The organism is Dehalogenimonas sp. W, from assembly GCF_037094495.1.
Taxonomy (GTDB): domain Bacteria; phylum Chloroflexota; class Dehalococcoidia; order Dehalococcoidales; family Dehalococcoidaceae; genus Dehalogenimonas; species Dehalogenimonas loeffleri.
This window is the reverse complement of sequence record NZ_CP146612.1, coordinates 1751037-1772240: the sequence shown is the minus strand read 5'-3', so window position 1 is coordinate 1772240 and position 21204 is coordinate 1751037. Positions and strand designations below refer to the sequence as shown.

Annotated in this window: 19 protein-coding genes and 1 pseudogene; 3 read left to right on the top strand and 17 right to left on the bottom strand. The window is 53.9% G+C overall.

The features are described from left to right. Positions 1-16: 16 nt before the first annotated feature. From V8247_RS09110 to V8247_RS09040, 15 genes and pseudogenes are all read right to left on the bottom strand, one after another. Positions 17-952 carry an IS110 family transposase gene (locus V8247_RS09110; RefSeq protein WP_338736829.1) on the bottom strand — a complete coding sequence of 312 codons (936 nt, stop codon included), beginning with the start codon at positions 950-952 and terminating at the stop codon, positions 17-19. Positions 953-1260: 308 nt separating this feature from the next. Next, a pseudogene (locus V8247_RS09105) lies at positions 1261-2212 on the bottom strand (IS110 family transposase). A 246-nt stretch (positions 2213-2458) separates the two neighbouring features. Beyond that, positions 2459-3919, bottom strand: coding sequence for an NADH-quinone oxidoreductase subunit N (locus V8247_RS09100; RefSeq protein ID WP_338737525.1), 1461 nt, complete (start codon positions 3917-3919; stop codon positions 2459-2461). Next, a complete protein-coding gene (locus V8247_RS09095; RefSeq protein WP_338737524.1) occupies positions 3920-5410 on the bottom strand; it encodes an NADH-quinone oxidoreductase subunit M in 1491 nt (496 codons plus the stop codon). Between the two features lie 22 nt (positions 5411-5432). After that, positions 5433-7394, bottom strand: coding sequence for an NADH-quinone oxidoreductase subunit L (gene nuoL, locus V8247_RS09090; RefSeq protein WP_338737523.1), 1962 nt, complete (start codon positions 7392-7394; stop codon positions 5433-5435). A 16-nt stretch (positions 7395-7410) separates the two neighbouring features. Next, positions 7411-7716 carry an NADH-quinone oxidoreductase subunit NuoK gene (gene nuoK / locus V8247_RS09085; RefSeq protein ID WP_338739378.1) on the bottom strand — a complete coding sequence of 102 codons (306 nt, stop codon included), beginning with the start codon at positions 7714-7716 and terminating at the stop codon, positions 7411-7413. Between the two features lie 5 nt (positions 7717-7721). Beyond that, the gene (locus tag V8247_RS09080) at positions 7722-8207 is read right to left on the bottom strand and encodes an NADH-quinone oxidoreductase subunit J (RefSeq protein WP_338737522.1); all 486 of its coding nucleotides are present in this window, start codon (positions 8205-8207) and stop codon (positions 7722-7724) included. After that, a complete protein-coding gene (locus tag V8247_RS09075; protein ID WP_338737521.1) occupies positions 8207-8788 on the bottom strand; it encodes an NADH-quinone oxidoreductase subunit I in 582 nt (193 codons plus the stop codon). Before V8247_RS09075 ends, V8247_RS09080 begins: the two co-directional genes overlap by 1 nt. Further along, positions 8775-9830, bottom strand: coding sequence for an NADH-quinone oxidoreductase subunit NuoH (nuoH, locus tag V8247_RS09070; protein WP_338737520.1), 1056 nt, complete (start codon positions 9828-9830; stop codon positions 8775-8777). The genes V8247_RS09075 and nuoH overlap by 14 nt, the downstream gene beginning before the upstream one ends. Continuing rightward, on the bottom strand, positions 9830-10933 hold the full coding sequence (locus tag V8247_RS09065; RefSeq protein WP_338737519.1) for an NADH-quinone oxidoreductase subunit D: 1104 nt from the start codon (positions 10931-10933) through the stop codon (positions 9830-9832). Before V8247_RS09065 ends, nuoH begins: the two co-directional genes overlap by 1 nt. Beyond that, on the bottom strand, positions 10923-11372 hold the full coding sequence (locus V8247_RS09060) for an NADH-quinone oxidoreductase subunit C (RefSeq protein ID WP_338737518.1): 450 nt from the start codon (positions 11370-11372) through the stop codon (positions 10923-10925). The genes V8247_RS09065 and V8247_RS09060 overlap by 11 nt, the downstream gene beginning before the upstream one ends. Continuing rightward, positions 11372-11983: an NADH-quinone oxidoreductase subunit B family protein gene (locus V8247_RS09055; RefSeq protein WP_338737517.1), complete on the bottom strand. Its 612-nt coding sequence runs from the start codon at positions 11981-11983 to the stop codon at positions 11372-11374. Before V8247_RS09055 ends, V8247_RS09060 begins: the two co-directional genes overlap by 1 nt. Continuing rightward, entirely contained in the window at positions 11974-12348 is a 375-nt protein-coding gene (locus V8247_RS09050) for an NADH-quinone oxidoreductase subunit A (RefSeq protein ID WP_338737516.1), read from the bottom strand. Before V8247_RS09050 ends, V8247_RS09055 begins: the two co-directional genes overlap by 10 nt. A 730-nt stretch (positions 12349-13078) precedes the next feature. Continuing rightward, a complete protein-coding gene (locus V8247_RS09045) occupies positions 13079-14254 on the bottom strand; it encodes a tubulin/FtsZ family protein (RefSeq protein ID WP_338737515.1) in 1176 nt (391 codons plus the stop codon). A gap of 673 nt (positions 14255-14927) precedes the next feature. Next, positions 14928-15434 carry an NYN domain-containing protein gene (locus tag V8247_RS09040; protein ID WP_338737514.1) on the bottom strand — a complete coding sequence of 169 codons (507 nt, stop codon included), beginning with the start codon at positions 15432-15434 and terminating at the stop codon, positions 14928-14930. Positions 15435-15997: 563 nt separating this feature from the next. On the opposite strand from V8247_RS09040, the gene V8247_RS09035 reads away from it, so the two are divergent. The 3 genes from V8247_RS09035 to V8247_RS09025 all read left to right on the top strand — a co-directional run bounded on the left by V8247_RS09035 (position 15998) and on the right by V8247_RS09025 (position 18859). Continuing rightward, the gene (locus tag V8247_RS09035) at positions 15998-16624 is read left to right on the top strand and encodes a DUF6088 family protein (protein WP_338737513.1); all 627 of its coding nucleotides are present in this window, start codon (positions 15998-16000) and stop codon (positions 16622-16624) included. Next, the gene (locus V8247_RS09030; protein ID WP_338737512.1) at positions 16612-17622 is read left to right on the top strand and encodes a nucleotidyl transferase AbiEii/AbiGii toxin family protein; all 1011 of its coding nucleotides are present in this window, start codon (positions 16612-16614) and stop codon (positions 17620-17622) included. The genes V8247_RS09035 and V8247_RS09030 overlap by 13 nt, the downstream gene beginning before the upstream one ends. Positions 17623-17905: 283 nt before the next feature. Continuing rightward, positions 17906-18859 (top strand): IS110 family transposase, encoded by a 954-nt coding sequence (locus V8247_RS09025; RefSeq protein WP_375340892.1) that lies wholly within the window; start codon positions 17906-17908, stop codon positions 18857-18859. 37 nt (positions 18860-18896) lie between these two features. On the opposite strand, the gene V8247_RS09020 is transcribed toward V8247_RS09025, so the two are convergent. After that, complete coding sequence (locus tag V8247_RS09020) at positions 18897-19532, bottom strand: MarC family protein (protein ID WP_338737510.1); 636 nt, start codon at positions 19530-19532, stop codon at positions 18897-18899. Between the two features lie 277 nt (positions 19533-19809). Continuing rightward, on the bottom strand, positions 19810-20763 hold the full coding sequence (locus V8247_RS09015; RefSeq protein ID WP_375340891.1) for an IS110 family transposase: 954 nt from the start codon (positions 20761-20763) through the stop codon (positions 19810-19812). Positions 20764-21204: the final 441 nt, after the last annotated feature.

Here is a 21204-nt window from a genome sequence, read left to right as displayed (position 1 = left end):
GTAGCAACTGTCTTGGTTAGGCATATTTCCACTCAGTACGGTGTTTGATAATTGCATTCAAGATGGTAAGTAGACGTCTCATGCAAGCGACCAGTGCCAGCTTTTTCGCTTTACCGTGGCTCAGGAGGTGATAATAGAACTCGCTGATTAAGGGATTGTACCGAATACCTACCAGGGCCGCCATGTAAAGTGCAGCCCTGACCGTGGCCCGGCCTCCCCAAATCATTCGTTTGCCTCTCATGGCTCCGCTGTCTCTATTGAATGGTGCCACGCCAACCAAAGCTGCTATCTGTTTACGATTCAGGGTGCCCAGTTCAGGCAATTCAGCCAGAATAACCGCAGACAGTACATTACCGATGCCCGGCACGCTCTTTAACAACTCGTCCTTTTCACGCCATACCGGACTGTTTTGAATCATCTGCTTCAAATCATCGTCTATGCGGCTGAGTTCCTCACGCAACCATGCGATGTGAGCAAGAATGTGGAGTTTAATTTCTTCATGATAAGGTTTGTCCAGACGGGAAGTCTCCGCTTTGACCATATCAGATAACTGGCGGCGCCGGCTTACTGTAGCCTTGAGCCTCAAGGCCTGGTCATCGTTCACCGGCCGTATTGCCGGCTTGATGACCGCCGCGAAACTGGCAATGACCGATGCATCAATCTTGTCTGTCTTGGCCAATTTGCCTATTGCCCGGGCGTATTCCCTGATCTGGCGGGCATTGACGACCACCACTTTTACGCCTTCAGCGGCCAGAGCCACGGTCACCGGGATTTCATAACCGCCGGTCGGCTCCAATACCACCAGTTCCGGGGAGTGTTTGCTGATTAGGGTCAGCAATTGGCTGATGCCCTTCTCATCATTGGAGAATTGCCATGAAGACTCATCGGGGTTTGCCGCCACATCCAGGCGGTTTTTGGAGACATCGATGCCGAAATAACAGAGCGTTGCCATGAGATTTCCTCCTGTCTCTCCCTTCCTTGCGTATACGGGCTGAGAATCCTCGCCCCGACAACTGTTCGGGATCTGGAGAGGTATTTCGGCGCGGCGACCCATGCTACGAACGGTCTTTAAGACCAAGGGGCGAACGGCCTGCCGCGCTTCACTTAATGATAGCACTGTCTCAAGATACAAGGGGCGAGGCATGCCTCGCCCGCCTGGTAAAGTAAGTAGCCGATTCCTGACGGCTGACTGCTGAAGGCTTTTATGTTTCGGTCATTTGATATTGTGATTTGGAATTTGTTTAGCAACTGTAATGAAAATTAAGGACAAGAAACCAGCGGATGAATGATTTGGGCGTTCCAGACAGTCCTGTTTTTCAGCATGGCATTCAGTATGCAGAGCAATTTACGCATACAGGCCACCAGGGCTACCTTGTGCCGTTTACCCGAGTCCACCAGGCGTTGATAGAATTCTCTGAGCAAGGGATTCCAGCGAACAGCCGAAAAGGCCGCCATGTAAACAGCGGCCCGTACGCTGCTCCGGCCTCCCCAGATAGATCGTTTACCTCGCATTTGACCGCTGTCACGATTAAAAGGAGCCAAGCCGCACAAAGCAGCAATCTGTTTGCGATTCAGATTGCCCAATTCAGGCAGGTCGGAAAGCAAAGTCAGGGACAGGTTGGGACCTACTCCAGGCACGCTTTGCATGATATCGCTTTTCTCTTTCCACTCAGGATTGGTTTCAATCATACTGCCCGACTCTTTTGATATCGTCCAGTTCCTGTTCCAGCCAGCTAATATGCTGGGCAATCCGTTCTTTTATGATGCGGTTTGCCTGACCCAGGCGGTTCTTTTCCGCTGTCAGCATAGCTACCAACTGTCTTCGCCGGGACATGATCGCCGCCAGCCTCTGGGTGTCTTCATCCGGCAATACCCGGGGTGCCGGTTTGATGGTGGCGGCAAAACGGGCGATGACTCTGGCATCCAAGACGTCAGTCTTGGCCAGAAGACCTGTAGAGCGGGCAAAGTCCCTGATATGACGAGGGTTGACTACCGCCACGGGGTAGCCGCAGGCGCTCAATTCATAAGTCGCTGCGACTTCGTAACTGCCGGTGGACTCCATGACAATCAGATCGGGAGAAACCTTGCGCATCAGATTGGCCAGCTTCTTGATGCCATTTTCGTCGTTAGTAAAGGTCCAGTGTCCCTTGCTCTCGTGTACCGTTACATCAATGGTGGCTTTGGAGATATCGATGCCGACAAAACTTTCCATTTCCATGCATCTCCTTTTTCCCTTATCCCATCCTTGCAGATACGGGCTTGTTTAACCCGCGCAACTGTCCGGGCTTTCCGGGATTATTTGGGAGACGACCTTGCTAAACAACGGTGTTGGGACACCTGGAATTTTTCGATCTGTCTCCCATCAACAGATATTTTACTACCAATCAAAGATACAAGAAATTAGAAATTTGGGATTAGGATTTCTCAGCTAATAGCTGAAAGCTGATGGCTGATAGCCTTATCCCCCAAACACCCCCGCCGCCGTTTCCGCCAGCTTCATGGCCAGCGCCGGCAGGATGCCGAAGAGCAGAATGCCGAAGGAAGACACCGCCAGCGCGGTTTTCAACGCCCCGGACGCCGTCACCCCGGTCTGCTGCGCCGGTTCCCGCATCCACAGTACCTTGATGACGCCGAAGTAATAGTAAGCGGAAATAACGGTATTAACCGCCGCCAGCACCACCAGCCACAGCAAATCGGCCTGCACACCGGCGGCAAAGATATAAAACTTGGCCAGGAAACCCGCCGTCGGCGGAAAGCCGATGAGCGACAGTAGCGCCAGCGTCAGCATGCCGGCCATAAACGGCGAGGTGCGGATCAGTCCGGCGTAGTCGGCAAAGTTGTCGCTATTCAGTTTATTGGAGATCGCGATAACCGTAATAAAAGCGGCCAGGTCGCTTACCGCAAAGGCGATTAAATAGAAAATAATACTGCCGATAGCCACGCTGGACAGTTCCGGCGCGTTACCCAGCGCCGCCAAACCCACCATGATATAACCGGCGTGAGCCACTGTGGAGAAAGCCAGCAGGCGTTTGATATTGGCCTGTGGTATGGCCATCAGGTTGCCCAGCGTCATGCCGATAGCCGCCAGCGCCGCCACCACCGGCGCCCATTGCTGCGCCAGCGCTCCGGGTTCCAGGAAAGCCGTGCCCAGTATCCGCAGGATGATAGCAAAACCGGCCGCTTTGGAGGCGATGGACAGGTACATGGTAATCGGTGTCGGTGCGCCTTCATATACATCCGGCACCCAGAACTGGAACGGCACCGCGGCAATCTTGAACCCCAGACCGGCAATAATCAGGATTAACCCCATCAGCAGACCGGGTGAATCCAGAATGGCACCCGGCGCCATGGATTGCAGTGAGGCGGCAATTTCGGCCAGTCCGGTGGTACCGGTAAACCCGAAGACCAGCGCCATGCCGTACACCAGCACCGCAGAAGCGGTGCCGGACAGCAGCACATACTTCAGCGCTGATTCGGTGGACTTTTTATCCTTCTGAATACCCACCAGTACATAGAACGCCACAGCGGTGATTTCCAGCGCCAGGTAAAGGGTAATCAGGTTGGTGGCGCCGGCTATCAGCATCATACCGGTTGCCGCCAGCAATATCAGGGCGTGATACTCACCCCTGAAGCGCTCAAACTTATGAGTCCAGTCCACGGAGGCCATGATGACCAGTCCGGCCATCACCGGGAAGAAAATTTTAAAAAATGAAGCAAAGGCATCATGGGAAATCATGCCGCCGAACAGGCTCAGCGACGCGTCCGGCCAGCCGATAACAGCAGCGATAACCGCCGCTCCCAGGCCGCCCAGGGCCAGGATGGTCAGCCATTTCTTCTCCTTGACGAACAGGTCGGCCAGAATCACGGCTACCGCCGTCCCCAGCACAATCAGCTCCGGTATCAGGTAACGGAATTCCACTTAACTCGCTCCGAACAGCGCGGCGATAGGTTTGATGCCGCCTTCAAAAACATCGGTCAGAATCCGGGGGTACAACCCGATGACAAACATGGCGATAACAAAAATCACCGCAAACAGACCTTCCACCCGGTCGGCGTCCTTCACTTTGGCAAACTTCGGCAACGGCTGGCCGAAGAACACCCGCTGGACAGTCCACAGGATGTAAGCCGCCGCCAGGAGAATACCCAGTAGTGAGAAAATGGTATAGATTTCAATCCCCGGCACCACGCCGCTGGAGAAGGCGCCGATAAAGGTCCACACCTCAGCAATAAAGCCGGAGGTCGCCGGCACCGCCATAGCGCCCAGACCGCCCAGAATGAAGATAACCGCCGCCCGCGGCATCTGGTGGGTCAAACCGCCTAACAGGGGAATAGACCGTTCGTGAGTATTATGCATCACCACGCCGGTAATAGCAAAGAGCAGGCCGGTGATAATACCGTGCGACACCATCTGCAACGCGGCGCCGATCATAGACAGATGACCCAGGGCAAAAATACCCAGCAGCACAAAGCCCATGTGGCTGACGGAAGAGTAGGCAATCAGCCGCTTGATATCGGTTTGTTTCAGCGTCACCGCGCCGCCGTACACAATGCTGATAACCGCCAGCACCAGGATAAACGGCGCAAAGGTGAGCGCTTCATCGGGGAACATGGCGGCGTTCACCCGGATCATGGCATAGCCGCCCATTTTCAGCAGCGTCCCGGCCAGCACCACCGAAACGGCGGTCGGCGCGTCAGTATGTGCGTCCGGCAGCCAGGTATGGAACGGAAACACCGGCAGCTTGATGGCAAAGCCCAGGAAGAAAAACACAAAGGCCAGCGCCAGCATGCCAGGTGCCAGCAGTCCGGTTAAATCGGCCGAAGCCAGATAAGCCATATCCAGTGAGCCGGTGCCGAAGAACAGCACCAGAATACCGGCCAGAATGAAAGCCCCGCCCAGCAGGGTATACAACACGTATTTCAGTGCGGAATATTCCCGGCGTCCGGCGCCCCAGATGGCAATCAGGAAGTACATCGGGATCAGTTCCAGTTCCCAGAAAATGAAGAACAACAGAAAGTCCTGGGACAGGAAGACGCCGGTGATGGAGGCCTGAAGCAGCAGTATCCAGGCAAAGTATTCCCGCACCCGCAGGTCAATCTTCCAGGAGATGAGGATTACCAGAAAGCCCAGCAAAGTGGTCAGCAGCAGAAACGGCAAAGACACGCCGTCCACGCCCAGAGAGTAATTGGCGTTGATCAGCGGAATCCAGGATATCTTTTCGCTGAACTGGATGACGCCGTTCATCGCCGCCGAGCGGTCAAAGCCGGCAAAAACAATGATGGAAAAGATCAGCGGCAGGATAGTGGCTGCCAGAGAAATATTCCGGATGGTCTTACTGCACAGCCGCGGCCAGAGGGCGATCAGCAGCGCTCCCAGTATCGGGATAGCAATCGTAAGTGTTAAATAGGGCATATCCAATTAAACAACACCTCCTCTAACCGGCGAGAAAAACCGCCACGACAATGACTAAAATTCCCATTGAAATAAATAAACCGTACGTCTGAAGCTGCCCGGTCTGCGCCCGGCGCAGCACCGAACCGGCGGCCACCGTGCCGTCGGCCACCCCGTTAACCGCCCCGTCCACGGCCTTTTCATCAAAATAGCGCATTTTGCCGAACAGCTTACGGGTAATAATATTCTGCACCAGCAGGGTATTGAGGCCGTTGTCCAGCATGCGGCTGTCAAAGAAATGGAATCCGGCAAACACGCCGCGCAGCAGCACTAACTCAGCGATAACCTTCTCGTACAGCTCATCCATAAAGTACTTGCGCTTAACCAGTTCGTATATCGCCCCGAAGCGCCGGCTGATGCTGTCGGCGTTCACCCAGCCTTTAATATAGATGGCATAAGCCAGCAGGATACCGGAACCGGCCAGCCCCAGCGACAGCCAGGTTTCCCCATGGCTGAAGGCGCCGAACAAGCCTTTAAGAATACTGACGCTCTCCCCGTGACCGAACAACGCCCCGAAGCCGCCGGTCAGGTTCAAAAAGCCGGAGAAGGCGGCCGGTACCGCCAGTATCAGCAGCGGTGCCGTCATCACCAGCGGGGACTCATGCGGATGCCCCTCGCCCCGGTACTTACCGTGGAAGCTCATGAACATCAGCCGGAACATATAAAACGCGGTCATAAAAACCGTAATCAGCGCCAGCGTGAACAGTACCGGCTGCGTGGCGGAACCGGCCACAATCTCGTCCTTGGAGAAGAAACCGGACAGCGGCCAGATGCCGGCCATGGACAGTGAAGCAATCATCATCGTCCAGTAGGTTTTAGGCATGTATTTTTTAAGTCCGCCCATCCGGCGCATATCAAAAGTGCCGGTGGCATGGTTAACCGAACCGGAACCCAGAAACAGCAGGCTCTTGAAGAAGGCGTGATTCATCAGGTGGAAAATGGCAATCGCCACACCGCCGGTGCCCAGACCCAGCATCATATAACCCAGTTGGGAAATGGTGGAATAGGCCAGCACCCGCTTCATATCGTGCATCACCAGCCCCATGGTCGCGGCAAAGATGGCGGTAATGCCGCCCACCACCGCCACCGTGGTAAGCGCCGTGGCCGAGTGTTCAAACATCGGGTAAGTGCGGGCCACCAGGAACACACCGGCGGCCACCATGGTCGCGGCGTGGATCAGCGCCGAAACCGGCGTCGGGCCTTCCATGGCGTCCGGCAGCCAGACGTGCAGCGGGAACTGGGCGCTCTTGCCCACCGCGCCCAGGAAGATACCCAGTGCGCCCCAGGTCAGCACGCCGCCGGCCAGTATGCCGACTATCGCCAGTTCATTAAGCTCGCGGATGTCCAGCGTGCCGGTGTTGGCAAAGAGCAGCAGGATAGCCGCCAGGAACCCGAAATCGCCGATGCGGGTGACAATAAAGGCCTTTTTAGCCGCAATCGCCGCCGCCGGGCGTTCAAACCAGAAGCCGATCAACAGGTAGGAACATAGCCCCACCAGTTCCCAGAAGGCAAAGGTAATAAACAGATTATCGCTCAGCACCAGGCCGATCATCGCCGTGGCAAAAAGCGACAGGAAGGCATAATAACGCGGGTAGCCCGGGTCGCCGTGCATATACCCCTGGGAGTAGATATTGACCATCAGCGCCACAAAGGTAATCACCACCAGCATCACCGCGGTCAGTCCGTCCAGTATAATGCCGAAGTTGATCGTCAGCCCGGCCACGTTGACCCATTCCAGCGGCGCGATAAAGATTTCGTGATGCTCGGCGCCGATCACGCCGAAGAGCGCCCACAGCGACAGCCCCAGAGCCGCGCCGATGGCGGTAATGCTGACATAGCCGCTCAAGGCCGGCGCGGTCTTCAGCGGCTTAAGCACCAGAGCAATAAGAGCGAAGGCCGCCAGCGGCAGCAACAGGATCGCCCAGACAAACGGTGCCGTAATCACTATGCGTTCACTCTCTCTACCATTTCATTAAATCAATCTTGGTGGCATCTATGGTGTCGCGGCTGCGGTAGATATTCATGATGATGGCCAGCGCCACCGTCGCTTCCGCTGCGGCCACTACGATAATAAAGATGGTGAATACCTGCCCGGTTAAGAGTTCCGGGGTAACATAACGGGAAAAGGCCACCATGGCGATGGCCGCCGCATTCAGCATCAGTTCAATGCACATTAAAATAACCACGGCGCTGCGTTTGGACAACGCGCCCCACAGCCCGATGCCGAACAGCACCGCGGACAACACCAGATAATGATTCAGGCCGATTTCCATTATTTGTTATCCCTCACCAGGATGATCGCGCCGATAATCGCGGTCAGCAGCAGCACCGCCGCCATTTCCACCGCCAGCATATAACCGTCGGCGGCAAAGAGCAGTGCGGCCAGTGATGCCGTGGTATCCTCCGCCGGCGCCGCGGCGGAAATATTCCAGTCAGTCGTCACCGTGGTGGCAATCAGCGCCAGCGTCACCCCGCCGCCGGCAAACAGCGCCGGGGTCTTCAGCCGGTTGGACAGGTTGCCGGTCTGGATCTCGCGCGTCAGCATGATGGCCAGAATAATCAGCACCGAGATGGCGCCCACATAGATCAGCACCTGGATCGCCGCCAGAAAGTCGGCAAACAGTGTAATGAACAGCCCGGCAATCAAAAAGAAGCACAGCACCAGCATCAGCGAGGCGCGGAAGATATTCTTAAGCAGCACCACCGCCAGCGCCGTGCCGATGATACCGGCGGCAAAGATGAAAAAGGCAATCTCCATTATTTGCCCTCCTTCTTATTGCGGCGGTCTTCGGCATAGGTGGTTTTATACACCAGCAGCGTCTGCTCCGGCAGTTCGGCAGCCCGTTCCGGACGGTAGTAGCCGGAGCGGGGCCGTTTGATATCGTCCGGCAGCAGGGCGTCGTTGCTCAGTATCAGCTCGCCGCAGCGCCCGTCGGACGGGCTGGTGCCGGTCTTGGCCGTGGCGCACTGGGTACAGCGGTAGGTGGTATTGGCATAATTGTAACCCAGGTATATGGACTTGCCGGTCGGGCAGGATTCAATGCACAGCCCGCAGTAGATGCACAGTCCCAGATCGGTCGTAATATCATCGGTCTGGAGTTTCTTATCCTCCCCCCGGGATACCTCCATCTTAATGGCGCCCACCGGGCAGGCCCGTTCGCAGGCGCGGCAGGAGATACAACTCTCCCGGTCCCAGATGATATCGGTCCCGCGGACCCGTTTGGACATGGTCAGCTTCTGCTCCGGATACTGGACGGTAATCCACTTCCGGCCCAGGTGCTTGAAGGTAATCTTCAAGCCGCGCCACAGTCCTTCGCCGAAGTTCTTAATTGACGGCATGGCCGCCTCCGGTTTTGTATTGCCGGCTCAGGCCGATAATCAGCACCACCGCCAGCGCCAGGTTCAGCGGGATAGCCAGCCATAACTGGTCGTTCAGCCCGGTCAGCACCAGCACTGCGGTCAGCAGCAGGTTCAGGAGCGCCAGCGGCAGCAGGAACTTCCAGCAGAAGGCCATCACCTGGTCAATCCGCAGCCGCGGGAAAGTGGCGCGCACCCACAGGATCAAGCTGAACACCGCGATAATCTTCAAAATCAGCCAGGCAAAGCCGGGCAGGAAAGCCGGGCCGGCCCAGCCGCCCAGGAACAGCGTACTGGCGATGGCCGATACCGACAGCGTCTCCGCGTACTCAGTCAGATAGAACAGTCCGAATTTCATGCCGGAGTATTCCGTCTGGAAACCGGCAATAATCTCAGAATCCGCTTCCAGCAGGTCAAACGGCGTCCGGTTGATCTCGGCCATGGCGGCAGTCATATAAATCAGGAAACCCAGCGGTTGTAATAAAATGAACGGCACGTCCTGGGCCTTGACGATGTCGTTAAGCGACAGCGACCCCGCCAGCATCACCGCCCCCAGAATGGACAGCACCAGCGGTATCTCATAGCTGACTTCCTGGGCAATGGTGCGCATCGCGCCCAGCAGGGAATACTTGTTGGAGGAGCTCCAGCCGGCCATGAAGATGCCGATGACGATCATGGAACTGACCGCCATGATATACAGAATACCGATATTCAGGTCGGCCAGCAGCGCCCCGTCGCCGAAGGGAATCACCGCAAATACGGCCATCGCCGGCACAAAGGCCACCAGCGGCGCCAGGAAATGCACCGGCTTGTCGGCCAGCGCCGGCACCAGGTCTTCCTTCAGCAGCACCTTGACCGCATCGGCAATGGGCTGCAGCAGCCCGAAGGGTCCGGCCCGGTTCGGGCCCGGCCGGAGCTGAAAGCGCCCCAGGCCGCGGCGTTCGTACCAGATAAAGAACAGCACGCCGGAAATAACAAAGCCGAAGAGTATCACCGTAAAGATCAGGAAGTGTCCCCAGTCCATTACCGGTCCACCTCGCCCATCACGATATCAATACTGCCGAAGATAGCCATCAGGTCAGCCACCTTCCAGCCGATCAGCATCTCCCGCAGCGCCGTCAGGTTGATCAGGCTGGGGGCGCGCACATGCCAGCGGTACGGGTTTTCGGAGCCGTCGGCAATGATATAGAAGCCCAGCTCCCCCTTGGCGCCTTCCACCGCGGTATAGGTCTCCCCGGCCGGCGGCCGGATCAGCTTGGACACCTTGCCCATATACTCGCCTTCGGGTATTTGCGCCGCCGCCTGTTTCAAAATCCGCACGCTCTGGCGCATCTCTTCCATGCGCACCAGGTAGCGGTCATAGGTATCGCCGTGTTCGCCCACCGGAATATCAAATTCAAAGCGGTCGTAAATAGAGTAGGGCCGGTTCTTGCGCAGGTCCCACTTTACCCCGCTGCCCCGCAGCACCGGCCCGGCGGCGGAAGTATTGACGGCCATCTCCCGCGGCAGGATGCCCACGCCCTTGGAGCGCACCAGTACAATCTCATTGGTGGTGATCAGTTGATCGTATTCATTTATAAAGCCGGGTAATTCGTTCAGCAGCTTTTTCAGCGCCGGTAAAAATTCATCGGGCAGGTCCATGGCCACACCGCCGAAGCGCATGTAGTTATAATTCAACCGCTGGCCGCAGACCATATCAAACAGCTCTACGATTTTTTCCCGTTCGCGGAACATATACAGCAGCGGCGTCATGAAAGCACCGATGTCGTTGAGGAAAAAGCCGATGCCGGCCAGGTGCGCCCCGATGCGCTGCAACTCGGCCATGATGACCCGGATATACTGCGCCCGCTCCGGCACTTCAATCTTGAGCAGGTCTTCCACCGCCATGCAGTAGCCCTGGTTATTGATCATGGATGCCAGGTAATCCAGCCGGTCGGTCAGCGGGATGTTCTTGGTGTAATTCCGGCCTTCGGCCAGTTTCTCCATCCCCCGGTGCAGGTAGCCGAAGATCGGCTCCACATCCACAATGACCTCGCCGTCCAGCGTCAGCCGCAGGCGGAAAACGCCGTGGGTACTGGGGTGCTGCGGGCCGATATTGATGACATAATGCTCGGTCTTAAACGTCACGGTTCACCCAGTCCTTTCGCAGCGGATAGCCCGGGAAGCCTTCCCACATGAACAACCGCTTGAGATTGGGGTGACCGCTGAAGGTGATGCCGAACATATCAAATACTTCGCGTTCCTGGAGGTCGGCGCCGCGCCAGACACTGATGACCGAAGGCAGCAGCGGATTCTCCCGGTCGTCCAGGTCCACCTTGAAGCTCAGCCGCCGGCCGGCTTCCAGCGCGGTCAGGTGATAGACCACGGAAAAATGGGTCTTGTGATCCGCCGCGGTCAGTGAATTCAAATAATCAAAGCCGTACTCCGGCGCGTCCCGGAGCAGCGTCGCCGCCTGGCTTAACCGCTCAGCACAAATTATCAGCCGGAGGTCATCGGCCGCCGCAGTGCCTTCGCCGAACTCTTTATTCAGCCGGGCGGCAATATGGGCTAAATCCTGCTCCGGCATCAGGGCTGCACCGCCTTGCGGGTCGGGCTCATTTTATCCACCTTGGCGTGGATATCCAGAATAGCCTGGAGCAGCGCTTCCGGCCGGGGCGGACAGCCCTGGACGTACACATCCACCGGCACCACCTTATTGAATCCCGGCACCACGGAATAAGAATCCTTAAACAGTCCGCCGGTAACGCCGCAGGAACCCATCGCCAGCACCCACTTGGGGTCGGGCATCTGGTCGTAAATCCGCCGCAGCCACGGCGCCATTTTCCAGGTCAGCGTTCCGGCAATGATCATCAGGTCCGCCTGCCGCGGCGAGGCCCGGAAGATCTCCATCCCGAAGCGCGCCAGGTCAAACCGGGAAGCCGCCATGGTCATCATCTCAATGGCGCAGCAGGCCAGCCCGAAGGTCACCGGCCACATGGAGTAGCGCCGGGACCAGTTGACCACCTTGTCCACGCTGGTCAGCAGCACATTCGGCGGCAACGCATCTTCGCTCAGCCACGCAGCCGGGTCGGCAATCGGCGTCTGATTATCCCGAAAGAAGCTTTCCACCCACTCGCCCTCGCGGGCATCCAGCTCCAGGTCGGAATAAGCGTAGTTAAACGGCTGCTCTATTGCCATTGGAGCGCCCCTTTCTTCCAGGCGTAAAAATAACCCACGCTGACCATAAACAGGAAGAATACGGCGATGAAGAAAGCCCCCACCCCCAGGTCGCCCAGACTGGCTGCCCACGGGTAGAGGAACACCGCCAGCACATCCATGACGATAAGCATCAACGCGTAAATATAATATCGGAAGTTGAACTGCACCCAGGAGCGGCCGGTCGTTTCCATACCGCACTCATAGGTTTCCTGTTTGATCGGGCTGGGATTGCGCGGCACGATTTTGGTCAGCCGGGCCAGCAGCGCCGGAATACCCAGCGTCACTAAAATGAAGCCGATCGCAATAATTAGAAAAAGCCCGACATAGCCGAATTGAGTTAACATAGGGTGTCCAGCCTCCGGGGGGTACTAGGCCAAAAGTTATAGGTTAGTATAGCCTGATTGACCAAAGTTGGCAAATTATCCGTCCGTTATTACCGGCGTATTACGGCCCCAAAAACGGAATAATTGAATCATTGTACAACGAAACCCGCCCCACGCCAAACCCCGCCAGTAACTAATGAAGGGGCGAGGCCATGCCTCGCCCGCCCGGTAATACTGCCTACTGCTAACTGTGAACTGTATACTGTGAACTAAAAAGCTGATACCTGACGGCTGATAGCTGATAGCTCGCCTTCTGTCATCCCACGCGAAAGCGTGGGATCCACGTTCTAATCACTGCCTACTGTAAACTGTAAACTGTAAACTGTAAACTGTGAACTGTGAACTGTAAACTGTGAACTGTAAACTGTGAACTGTAAACTGTGAACTGTGAACTGTAAACTGTGAACTGTGAACTGTAAACTGTGAACTCAATACCTGACGGCTGACGGCTGATAGCTCGCCTTCTGTCATCCTACGCGAAAGCGTGGGATCCACGTTCTAATCACTGCCTACTGTAAACTGTGAACTGTAAACTGTGAACTAAAAAGCTGATACCTGACGGCTGATAGCTGATAGCTCGCCCCCGTCCTTGCGAGCCTTCGGCGAAGCAATCTCGGTACCCTTATTCAAATATTGGAAATTGGTAGTATTTGTAGTATTGGTAGTATTTCACTGTCCTTGCGAGCTCGCCTCATTCCAACAACGACGGCACATCCCGCGCCGCTTCCTCAGTCAGATCGGCCTTCACCGCCCGGAGCTTCTGGCGCTCCTTGAACTCCACCGCCAATTCCTTGGAATCCTGGAAGAACTGCCGCAGAATAGCCAGGTCCGCCAACTCGGACATAATAATACTGACATCCATGACGCCGCGTTCCCGCGGATAATCGCCCATGCGCTGCTGCGCCTGCGGCGCCACTTCCCGAAGCCGCTCGGACAGGTCAGCAATCATATCCAGGCTGATTTCCTTGGCCGGTCCGGATACCAAAAGCGCCGCACGCCCGGCGTCCACCGGATTGATGGCCACCGACATCTCCGCCAGCGCCTCATCCATGGCATACAGTCCGCGCTGGGATTCCATGTTCTTTTTCAGGTAGTTGTTTTCCCCGCGGAACTTGGGAATGATATCCACGTCCACCGTCCCGTAGCCGATGCCGGACCAGCCGACCAGCGTTTCCTTGATATCGCCGGTGTCCAGCACCGAAGAGCCGATGTATTTGGGTTTGTTCTCCTCGCCGGCGGCCAGCAGGTTGTAAAACGGCGCCACGATGAGTTCATTGATCTTCTGGAAATTATTCGCCAGTGACTGGGCCTTGCGGATAAAGCGCTGATTGTCCACCAGAATAATGGCGTCAGTCACCGCGTGGGTGGATTTCAAACACATCGCCGTGTTAAAAACAGCCCGTTCCTCGGTCTGCCGCTCATGCTCGTAGGGCAGGGCCACCATGGCATAAACCGGCTTGTCGCGGAAGCTTTCCTTAAACGCCTGGGCCACCACCGGCAGCGTCCCGGAACCGGTACCGCCGCCGCCCGAAGCCAGCAGCATAATGGCATCGGCCTCATAAAACCGGTCGTTCTTTTTAACGATGCCGATCAGGTTGTCCTTTTCGCTCCTGGCTATCTCGGCGCCCATCTCGGATATCTTGGCCACGCCGTGACCATGCGTCTGCCCGCCCCCGATCAATATCCGGTGCTGCTGATCCTTTTTAACTTTAACCAGCGAGGACAGATCCGCCGTGTCGGTATTCACCGCCAGTATATCGGTTACAATCCGCAGACCCCGGTCCTGCCTGACCTTGATGGCGATACGAGCGAATTCATCGGCAATCCGGCCTCCGGCCTGTCCCAGACCGACAACTACTAATTTCATCGGAGCGTCCTCCCAGTTTTATTCAGTTTGAGTCTAAATGCCCACAGCGCCTTTGTCAATAAGAATATGGTTTCATATCCGTGCTTCATAACCATCCCCCGTCATTGCGAGGCCGCTTCGGTGGCCGTGGCAATCTAGCAACAATAGCCTAATAACGTTTGGTAGGGGCAGGTCTAAGACCTGCCCGCCCGGTAATACTGTCTACTGAAAACTGCATACGGTAAACTAAAACGCTGACTGCTGACAGCTCGCATCCCCCGTCATTGCGGGGAGCGAAGCGACGTGGCAATCTCGGTCCCTTGTTGGGTATTTTGGACCTTTAATATTGTGATTTGTTTTGGATTTAGAAATTCCAGCGGAAAGCTGATACCTGACGGCTGACAGCTGACAGCTCCCCACCCCGTCATTGCGAGGCCGCTCTGGCGGCCGTGGCAATCTCGGTCCACCCCGTACCCCGTTATCCTACGCGAAAGCGTGGGATCCACGTTCTATCGCGGTAACTGCTTACTGTCCACTGTAAACTGTGAACTAAAAAGCTGAAAGCTGAAAGCTGACCGCTGACGGCTGACAGCTCGGTAACCATTGACAATTAACACCAGTGATACTAAAATGGTAAACGGATCACGATGAGAGGCCAATCTGCGGGGCTTGTCCGGCAGCAATGCCTCTCTTCTTATTTATACTCCAGAATTTTTCTAAGATTATTCATAAAGACGATGTGGGACATCAATCCCCTTAAAAGGGATGAGTACTTATACTGGTTTGGTATCATCAACTTCAGAAGCTTATTTTTTCTATGTAGATAGTCCACCAGACAAAAAAAGTCACCATCTCCGGTAACGATGAGAGCCTGGTCAAAATTAGCGAATTCTATCATGGTATGCAGCACTAGCTCTGCGTCAACGTTACCTTTAACTTTTCCATCAGGCAATTTCAGTGTGGGCTTAAACACCAGAACGTAACCGTTTTTCTGAAGGTTTGTGTACATGTTTTGGTTTTCGGGAGCAAAGCCAATGAACAAAAACGCCTTGGTAATACCATATTTCTTGGTCAGGTACTGGCGATATTTCAAGAAATCTAGTGTCCAACCCTGATCCCTGATAGCAAGATTCAGATTCTGACTATCAATGAATGCATAATTATTCGTGGGTGTGTCTGAATTTATTGTATTGGTGTTCATAGTCGTTGTCTGGAGTGTTATCCGGTTGTCCTATTTTCAAACATAAAGGCCCATTATAGAGATTTTGGTTTGGATTGCAAGAATAGAATATCCAATGACGAATTCAATAGCCTGGAGCGGCAAATCAACCGGCTTGGAACCCGTTAGTTAAAGACAGAATACTGAAAACTGCGTACTGCAAACTGCCCACCATGTCATCCTACGCGAAAGCGTGGGATCCACGTTCTAATCACTGTCTACCGTAAACTGCGTACCCGTCCCCCGTCATTTCGGTATCCGTAGGGGCTAGGCATGCCTAGCCCGCCCGGTTAAACGTAGCTGATAGCTGATGGCTGACTGCTGATAGCTCCTCACCTCGTCATTGCGAGGAGCGAAGCGACGTGGCAATCTCGGTCCCTTGTTGGGTATTTTGGACCTTTAATATTGTGATTTGTTTTGGATTTAGAAATTAGGATTTAGAAATTCCAGCGGAAAGCTGAAAGCTGACTGCTGATAGCCGCTCCCCCCCCTTGACAATGTCACAAATAATACCTAAAATATGTGACATAAATGAGGAGCCTTATATGAACAACGAAACGGCAAAAAAGATCCGACAAAGAATCTACGGACATGGCAGAGGGTGGGTGTTTATCGCCAAAGACTTTTTGGATATCGCCAGCCATGAAAATGCAAGGAAAATCCTTAGTCGCTTAACAACCGCCGGAACCATCCGCAGACTTATGCACGGTGTTTATGATTATCCGCGGCCGAGTACTCTGTTTGACGCGCCAGCCGCGCCGGATCCATATGCTATTGCCCGGGCAATAGCGCGGGCCCATGGCTGGACAATTATGCCAACCGGTGATACGGCTGCAAATATTCTGGGTCTTTCAACTCAGATTCCTGCCCGATACCAGTATCTGAGTGACGGGCCGACAAAACACTACGAATGGGATAACGGGACCTTGACCTTTAAGCATCGTACCAACAAAGAGACCACTAAATTGTCCGGCGGAACCGCTCTGCTTGTTCAAGCACTCAAAAACATTGGGGAATCACAGATAGATAATGCCGTTAAAAACAAAATCATGGCAAAGCTGACGCCCGGAGAAATTAAAATCGCTCTCAGGGAAGCAAAGTACTCCACAGCCTGGGTCTATGAAATTATTAAAGAACTGGATGTTAAAAGGCGAGACGTATGTATAGAGTAGCCCGATTACGCGAGGAGGCCAGACGTGAGCTGTTCCGGGAAACAGCTCAGCGCATGCGGGTTCATGAAGCCATAATTGAAAAGGACTTCTGGGTCTGCTGGGTTCTTGACTATATATTTGAAAAAAGCCTGTGGAAGGATAAATTCATATTCAAAGGCGGCACCAGTCTTTCCAAAGCATATAATGCGATTGAACGTTTTTCCGAAGATATTGACTTAATAGTAGACACCGGGCTGCTTGGGATTTCTGAAGATGATTTGTCCGAAAGCAGATCCAGGAGTCAACAGGATAAATTCAATGTTGACGTTAATAAGCGCTGCGCAGAGTTTTTACAAAATACATTTTTACCAGTCTGCCTCAATGATCTTACGGGTTTGGCAGTGACTGAAAACTTTGATGTGCATATTGACCAAAACAATCAACAAAATATACTGATCCGTTATCCCAAATCCTTTTCTCTTGATGCCATAAAGCCGGAGATAATTCTGGAGATTGGCCCTTTGGCGGCATGGACACCGAACGCTGTCAGAGAAATCTCGTCTTATGCGGCACAGCAGTTTCCAGGGCAATTTTCCAAATCAATTTCGTCTATACCGACTGTTACCATTGAACGAACGTTATGGGAAAAAGCCACCATACTACATCAGGAAGCGCACCGCTTGGATAATGGCCGATTTCCCCGGCGTTATTCACGGCATTACTATGATTTATTTTGCCTTAGCCGGCTAAAGGCGAAAGATACTGCTCTTCAGGACCTGGGGTTGCTTGAGAGCGTGGTGGAACATAAAAAGAAATACTATTACGCTGCCTGGGCGGATTATGACGCAGCAATGCCTGGGACATTCAGATTATTACCACAAGACGGGCATTTGAAAGAGCTTCAAAAAGACTACCTGAATATGCACCCGATGTTTTTTGGCAATGTGCCTGAGTTTGAAGAAATTATCAACGGACTCCGCAATCTGGAGACGGAAATCAACCAACTCGTACCCCGTTAGTTAAAGACAGAATACTGAAAACTGCGTACTGCAAACTGCCCACCCTGTCATCCTACGCGAAAGCGTGGGATCCACGTTCTATCGCGGTAACTGCTTACTTGTATCTTTAACTAAATAGTAAAATATCTGTTAACGGGAGACAGACCGATGCTTACTAGGTGCTCCAACACCGTTAAACAGCGGGGTCGTCTCCCGAATAAGCCCGGAAAGCCCGAACAGTTGCATGGGCCATTAAAGCCCGTATCTGCAAGGATGGGATAAGGGAAAAAGGAGATGCATGGAAATGGAAAGTTTTGTCGGCATCGATATCTCCAAAGCCACCATTGATGTAGCGGTACACGAAAACAAGGAGCACTGGGCCTTTACTAACGACGAAAATGGTATCAAGAAGCTGGCCAGTCTGATGCGTAAAGTATCCCCCAGCCTGATCGTCATGGAGTCCACCGGCAGTTACGAAGTCGCAGCGACTTATGAATTGAGCGCCCGCGGTTTCTCCGTGGCGGTGGTCAATCCCCGCCATATCAGAGACTTTGCCCGCTCTACCGGTCTTCTGGCCAAGACGGACGGCCTGGATGCCAGAGTCATTGCTCGTTTTGCCGCCACCATTAAGCCGTCACCCCGGATTTTGCCGGATGAAGACACTCAGAAGCTGGCGGCGATCATGGCCCGGCGCAGGCAGGTAGTAGCCATGCTGACGGCGGAAAAGAACCGCCTGGGTCAAGCAAACCATACCGTAAAAGAACGGATTAAACAGCATATTAGCTGGCTGGAGCAGGAACTGGATGATATCAACAAAGAGTCGGGGAGCATGATAGAAAGCAACACTGAGTGGAAAGAGAAAAGCGATATCATGCAAAGCGTACCTGGAGTAGGTCCTAACCTGTCTCTGACTTTGCTTTCTGACATGCCTGAACTCGGCAACCTGAACCGTAAAGAGATTGCGGCATTATGTGGTTTGGCGCCATTCAATCGTGACAGCGGTCAAAGGCGAGGCCAACGGTCTATCTGGGGAGGTCGAAGCAGCGTACGCGCTGCTATTTACATGGCTGCTTTTTCAGCTGTTCGCTGGAACCCTTTGCTGAGAGAATTCTATCAACGTCTGTTGGACTCGGGCAAACGGCGCAAGGTAGCTCTGGTGGCTTGTATGCGTAAATTGCTTTGTATATTGAACGCTATGCTGAAAAACAGGACTGTCTGGAACGCCCAAATCATTCATCCGTTGGTTGCTTGTCATTAGGATTCCATTACAGTTGCTGTCCACTGTAAACTGTGAACTAAGAAGCTGAAAGCTGATGGCTGACTGCTGACAGCTCGCCTCCCCCCACTATCCCCACCAACTCCAACCCCTGTATCATCATATTCACCGCCAATGCCGCCAGCAGCAGGCTGAACACCCGTGACACCGCCCTTAATCCCCCCAGCCCCATATACCGGATAAACAACCCAGCGGAACTGAATATCATCCAGGTAATCCCGATATTCAGCAAAAATGACAGCAGCACCATATAAATCGGGAACTGGATATCCAGCAGCAACAGCGTGGTAATCGTCGCCGGGCCTACCACCAGCGGCGTCCCAATCGGCACCACCGCCACCATCTCCTCTTTGATCACCTGCACCATATGGCCGGTGGTCATGTACCGGATCGCCAGCACCAGCAGCACAATGCCGCCGGCAATGCTGAAGGCCCCCATGGAAATATTCATGGCATTTAGGAGAATCCGGCCGAAGAATAGGAAGATCAACCCGACAATGACCGCGGTGAAGACCCCCACATTAATTATGCGCCGTCTCTCCGACTTGTCGGAATCTTCGGTTAACGCTATCACAAACGGCAGATTCCCGATGGCGTCAACCACAATAAACAGCGGCACAAAGGTCAGTAAGAAGGACTGCCAGAAATCATCCATTTAATTAATTCTCCGCGGTTTCACCCGCGGTAATTATATGCTGGAAACCGGGAAAAAGATATGAGTTGAACACTCGGTATTCGGTTTCTAATGCCTGACCACCGATTCCTGAAAACTGAATACAGCAAATTGCAAACTGCGTACCGTAAACTGCAAACTGCCCCCCCCAGTCATTGACTCCTATCCGTCACTGCGAGGCTACTGCCGAAGCAGTCTCGGCCTTGTTTCGGTCATTTAATATTGTTATTTAGAATTTGTTTAGCAACTGTAATGAAAACTAAGGACAAGAAACCAGCGGATGAATAATTTGGGCGTTCCAGACAGTCCTGTTTTTCAGCATGGCATTCAGTATGCAGAGCAATTTACGCATACAGGCCACGAGGGCTACCTTGCGCCGTTTACCCGAGTCCACCAATCGTTGATAGAATTCTCTGAGCAAGGGATTCCAGCGAACAGCCGAAAAGGCCGCCATGTAAACAGCGGCCCGTACGCTGCTCCGGCCTCCCCAGATAGATCGTTTACCTCGCATTTGACCGCTGTCACGATTGAAAGGTGCCAAGCCGCACAGAGCCGCAATCTGTTTGCGATTCAGATTGCCCAGTTCAGGCAGGTCGGAAAGCAAAGTCAGGGACAGGTTGGGACCTACTCCAGGCACGCTTTGCATGATGTCGCTTTTCTCTTTCCACTCAGGATTGGTTTCAATCATACTGCCCGACTCTTTGTTGATATCGTCCAGTTCCTGTTCCAGCCAGCTAATATGCTGGGCAATCCGTTCTTTTATGATGCGGTTTGCCTGACCCAGGCGGTTCTTTTCCGCTGTCAGCATAGCTACCAACTGTCTTCGCCGGGACATGATCGCCGCCAGCCTCTGGGTATCTTCATCCGGCAATACCCGGGGTGCCGGTTTGATGGTGGCGGCAAAACGGGCGATGACTCTGGCATCCAAGACGTCAGTCTTGGCCAGAAGACCTGTAGAGCGGGCAAAGTCCCTGATATGACGAGGGTTGACTACTGCCACGGGGTAGCCGCAGGCGCTCAATTCATAGGCGACGGCGACTTCGTAACTGCCGGTGGACTCCATGACAATCAGATCGGGAGAGACCTTGCGCATCAGATTGGTCAGCTTCTTGATGCCATTTTCATCGTTGGTAAAGGTCCAGTGTTCCTTGCTCTCGTGTACCGTTACATCAATGGTGGCTTTGGAGATATCGATGCCGACAAAACTTTCCATTTCCATGCATCTCCTTTTTCCCTTATCCCATCCTTGCAGATACGGGCTTTAATGACCCGCGCAACTGTCCGGGCTTTCCGGGATTATTTGGGAGACGACCTTGCTAAACAACGGTGTTGGGACACCTGGAATTTTTCGATCTGTCTCCCATCAACAGATATTTTACTACCAATTAAAGATACAAGGATTTAGGTATTAGGATTTTGGATTTCCCGCTTGACGGGTTTGTCATCCTACGCGAAAGCGTGGGATCCACGTTCTAATCACTGCGTACTGCAAACTGCCCACCCGTCCCCCGTCATTTCGGTATCCGTAGGGGCTAGGCATGCCTAGCCCGCCTGGTTAATCGTAGCTGAAAGCTGATGGCTGACTGCTGACAGCTCGCCTTCCCCGTCATTGCGAGGAGCGTAGCGACGTGGCAATCTCGGTCCCCCATTAACG

Excerpts from the sequence above, each read along its gene's own strand:
- V8247_RS09015 (WP_375340891.1), bottom strand. The coding sequence starts at position 20,763 with ATGGAAAGTTTTGTCGGCATCGATATCTCCAAAGCCACCATTGATGTA.
- V8247_RS09060 (WP_338737518.1), bottom strand. The coding sequence starts at position 11,372 with ATGCCGGAGCAGGATTTAGCCCATATTGCCGCCCGGCTGAATAAAGAG.
- V8247_RS09020 (WP_338737510.1), bottom strand. The coding sequence starts at position 19,532 with ATGGATGATTTCTGGCAGTCCTTCTTACTGACCTTTGTGCCGCTGTTT.
- V8247_RS09035 (WP_338737513.1), top strand. The coding sequence starts at position 15,998 with ATGAACAACGAAACGGCAAAAAAGATCCGACAAAGAATCTACGGACAT.
- V8247_RS09045 (WP_338737515.1), bottom strand. The coding sequence starts at position 14,254 with ATGAAATTAGTAGTTGTCGGTCTGGGACAGGCCGGAGGCCGGATTGCC.
- V8247_RS09040 (WP_338737514.1), bottom strand. The coding sequence starts at position 15,434 with ATGAACACCAATACAATAAATTCAGACACACCCACGAATAATTATGCA.
- V8247_RS09025 (WP_375340892.1), top strand. The coding sequence starts at position 17,906 with ATGGAAAGTTTTGTCGGCATCGATATCTCCAAAGCCACCATTGATGTA.
- V8247_RS09080 (WP_338737522.1), bottom strand. The coding sequence starts at position 8,207 with ATGGAGATTGCCTTTTTCATCTTTGCCGCCGGTATCATCGGCACGGCG.
- V8247_RS09110 (WP_338736829.1), bottom strand. The coding sequence starts at position 952 with ATGGCAACGCTCTGTTATTTCGGCATCGATGTCTCCAAAAACCGCCTG.
- V8247_RS09075 (WP_338737521.1), bottom strand. The coding sequence starts at position 8,788 with ATGCCGTCAATTAAGAACTTCGGCGAAGGACTGTGGCGCGGCTTGAAG.
- V8247_RS09030 (WP_338737512.1), top strand. The coding sequence starts at position 16,612 with ATGTATAGAGTAGCCCGATTACGCGAGGAGGCCAGACGTGAGCTGTTC.
- V8247_RS09050 (WP_338737516.1), bottom strand. The coding sequence starts at position 12,348 with ATGTTAACTCAATTCGGCTATGTCGGGCTTTTTCTAATTATTGCGATC.
- nuoH (WP_338737520.1), bottom strand. The coding sequence starts at position 9,830 with ATGGACTGGGGACACTTCCTGATCTTTACGGTGATACTCTTCGGCTTT.
- V8247_RS09055 (WP_338737517.1), bottom strand. The coding sequence starts at position 11,983 with ATGGCAATAGAGCAGCCGTTTAACTACGCTTATTCCGACCTGGAGCTG.
- V8247_RS09095 (WP_338737524.1), bottom strand. The coding sequence starts at position 5,410 with ATGCCCTATTTAACACTTACGATTGCTATCCCGATACTGGGAGCGCTG.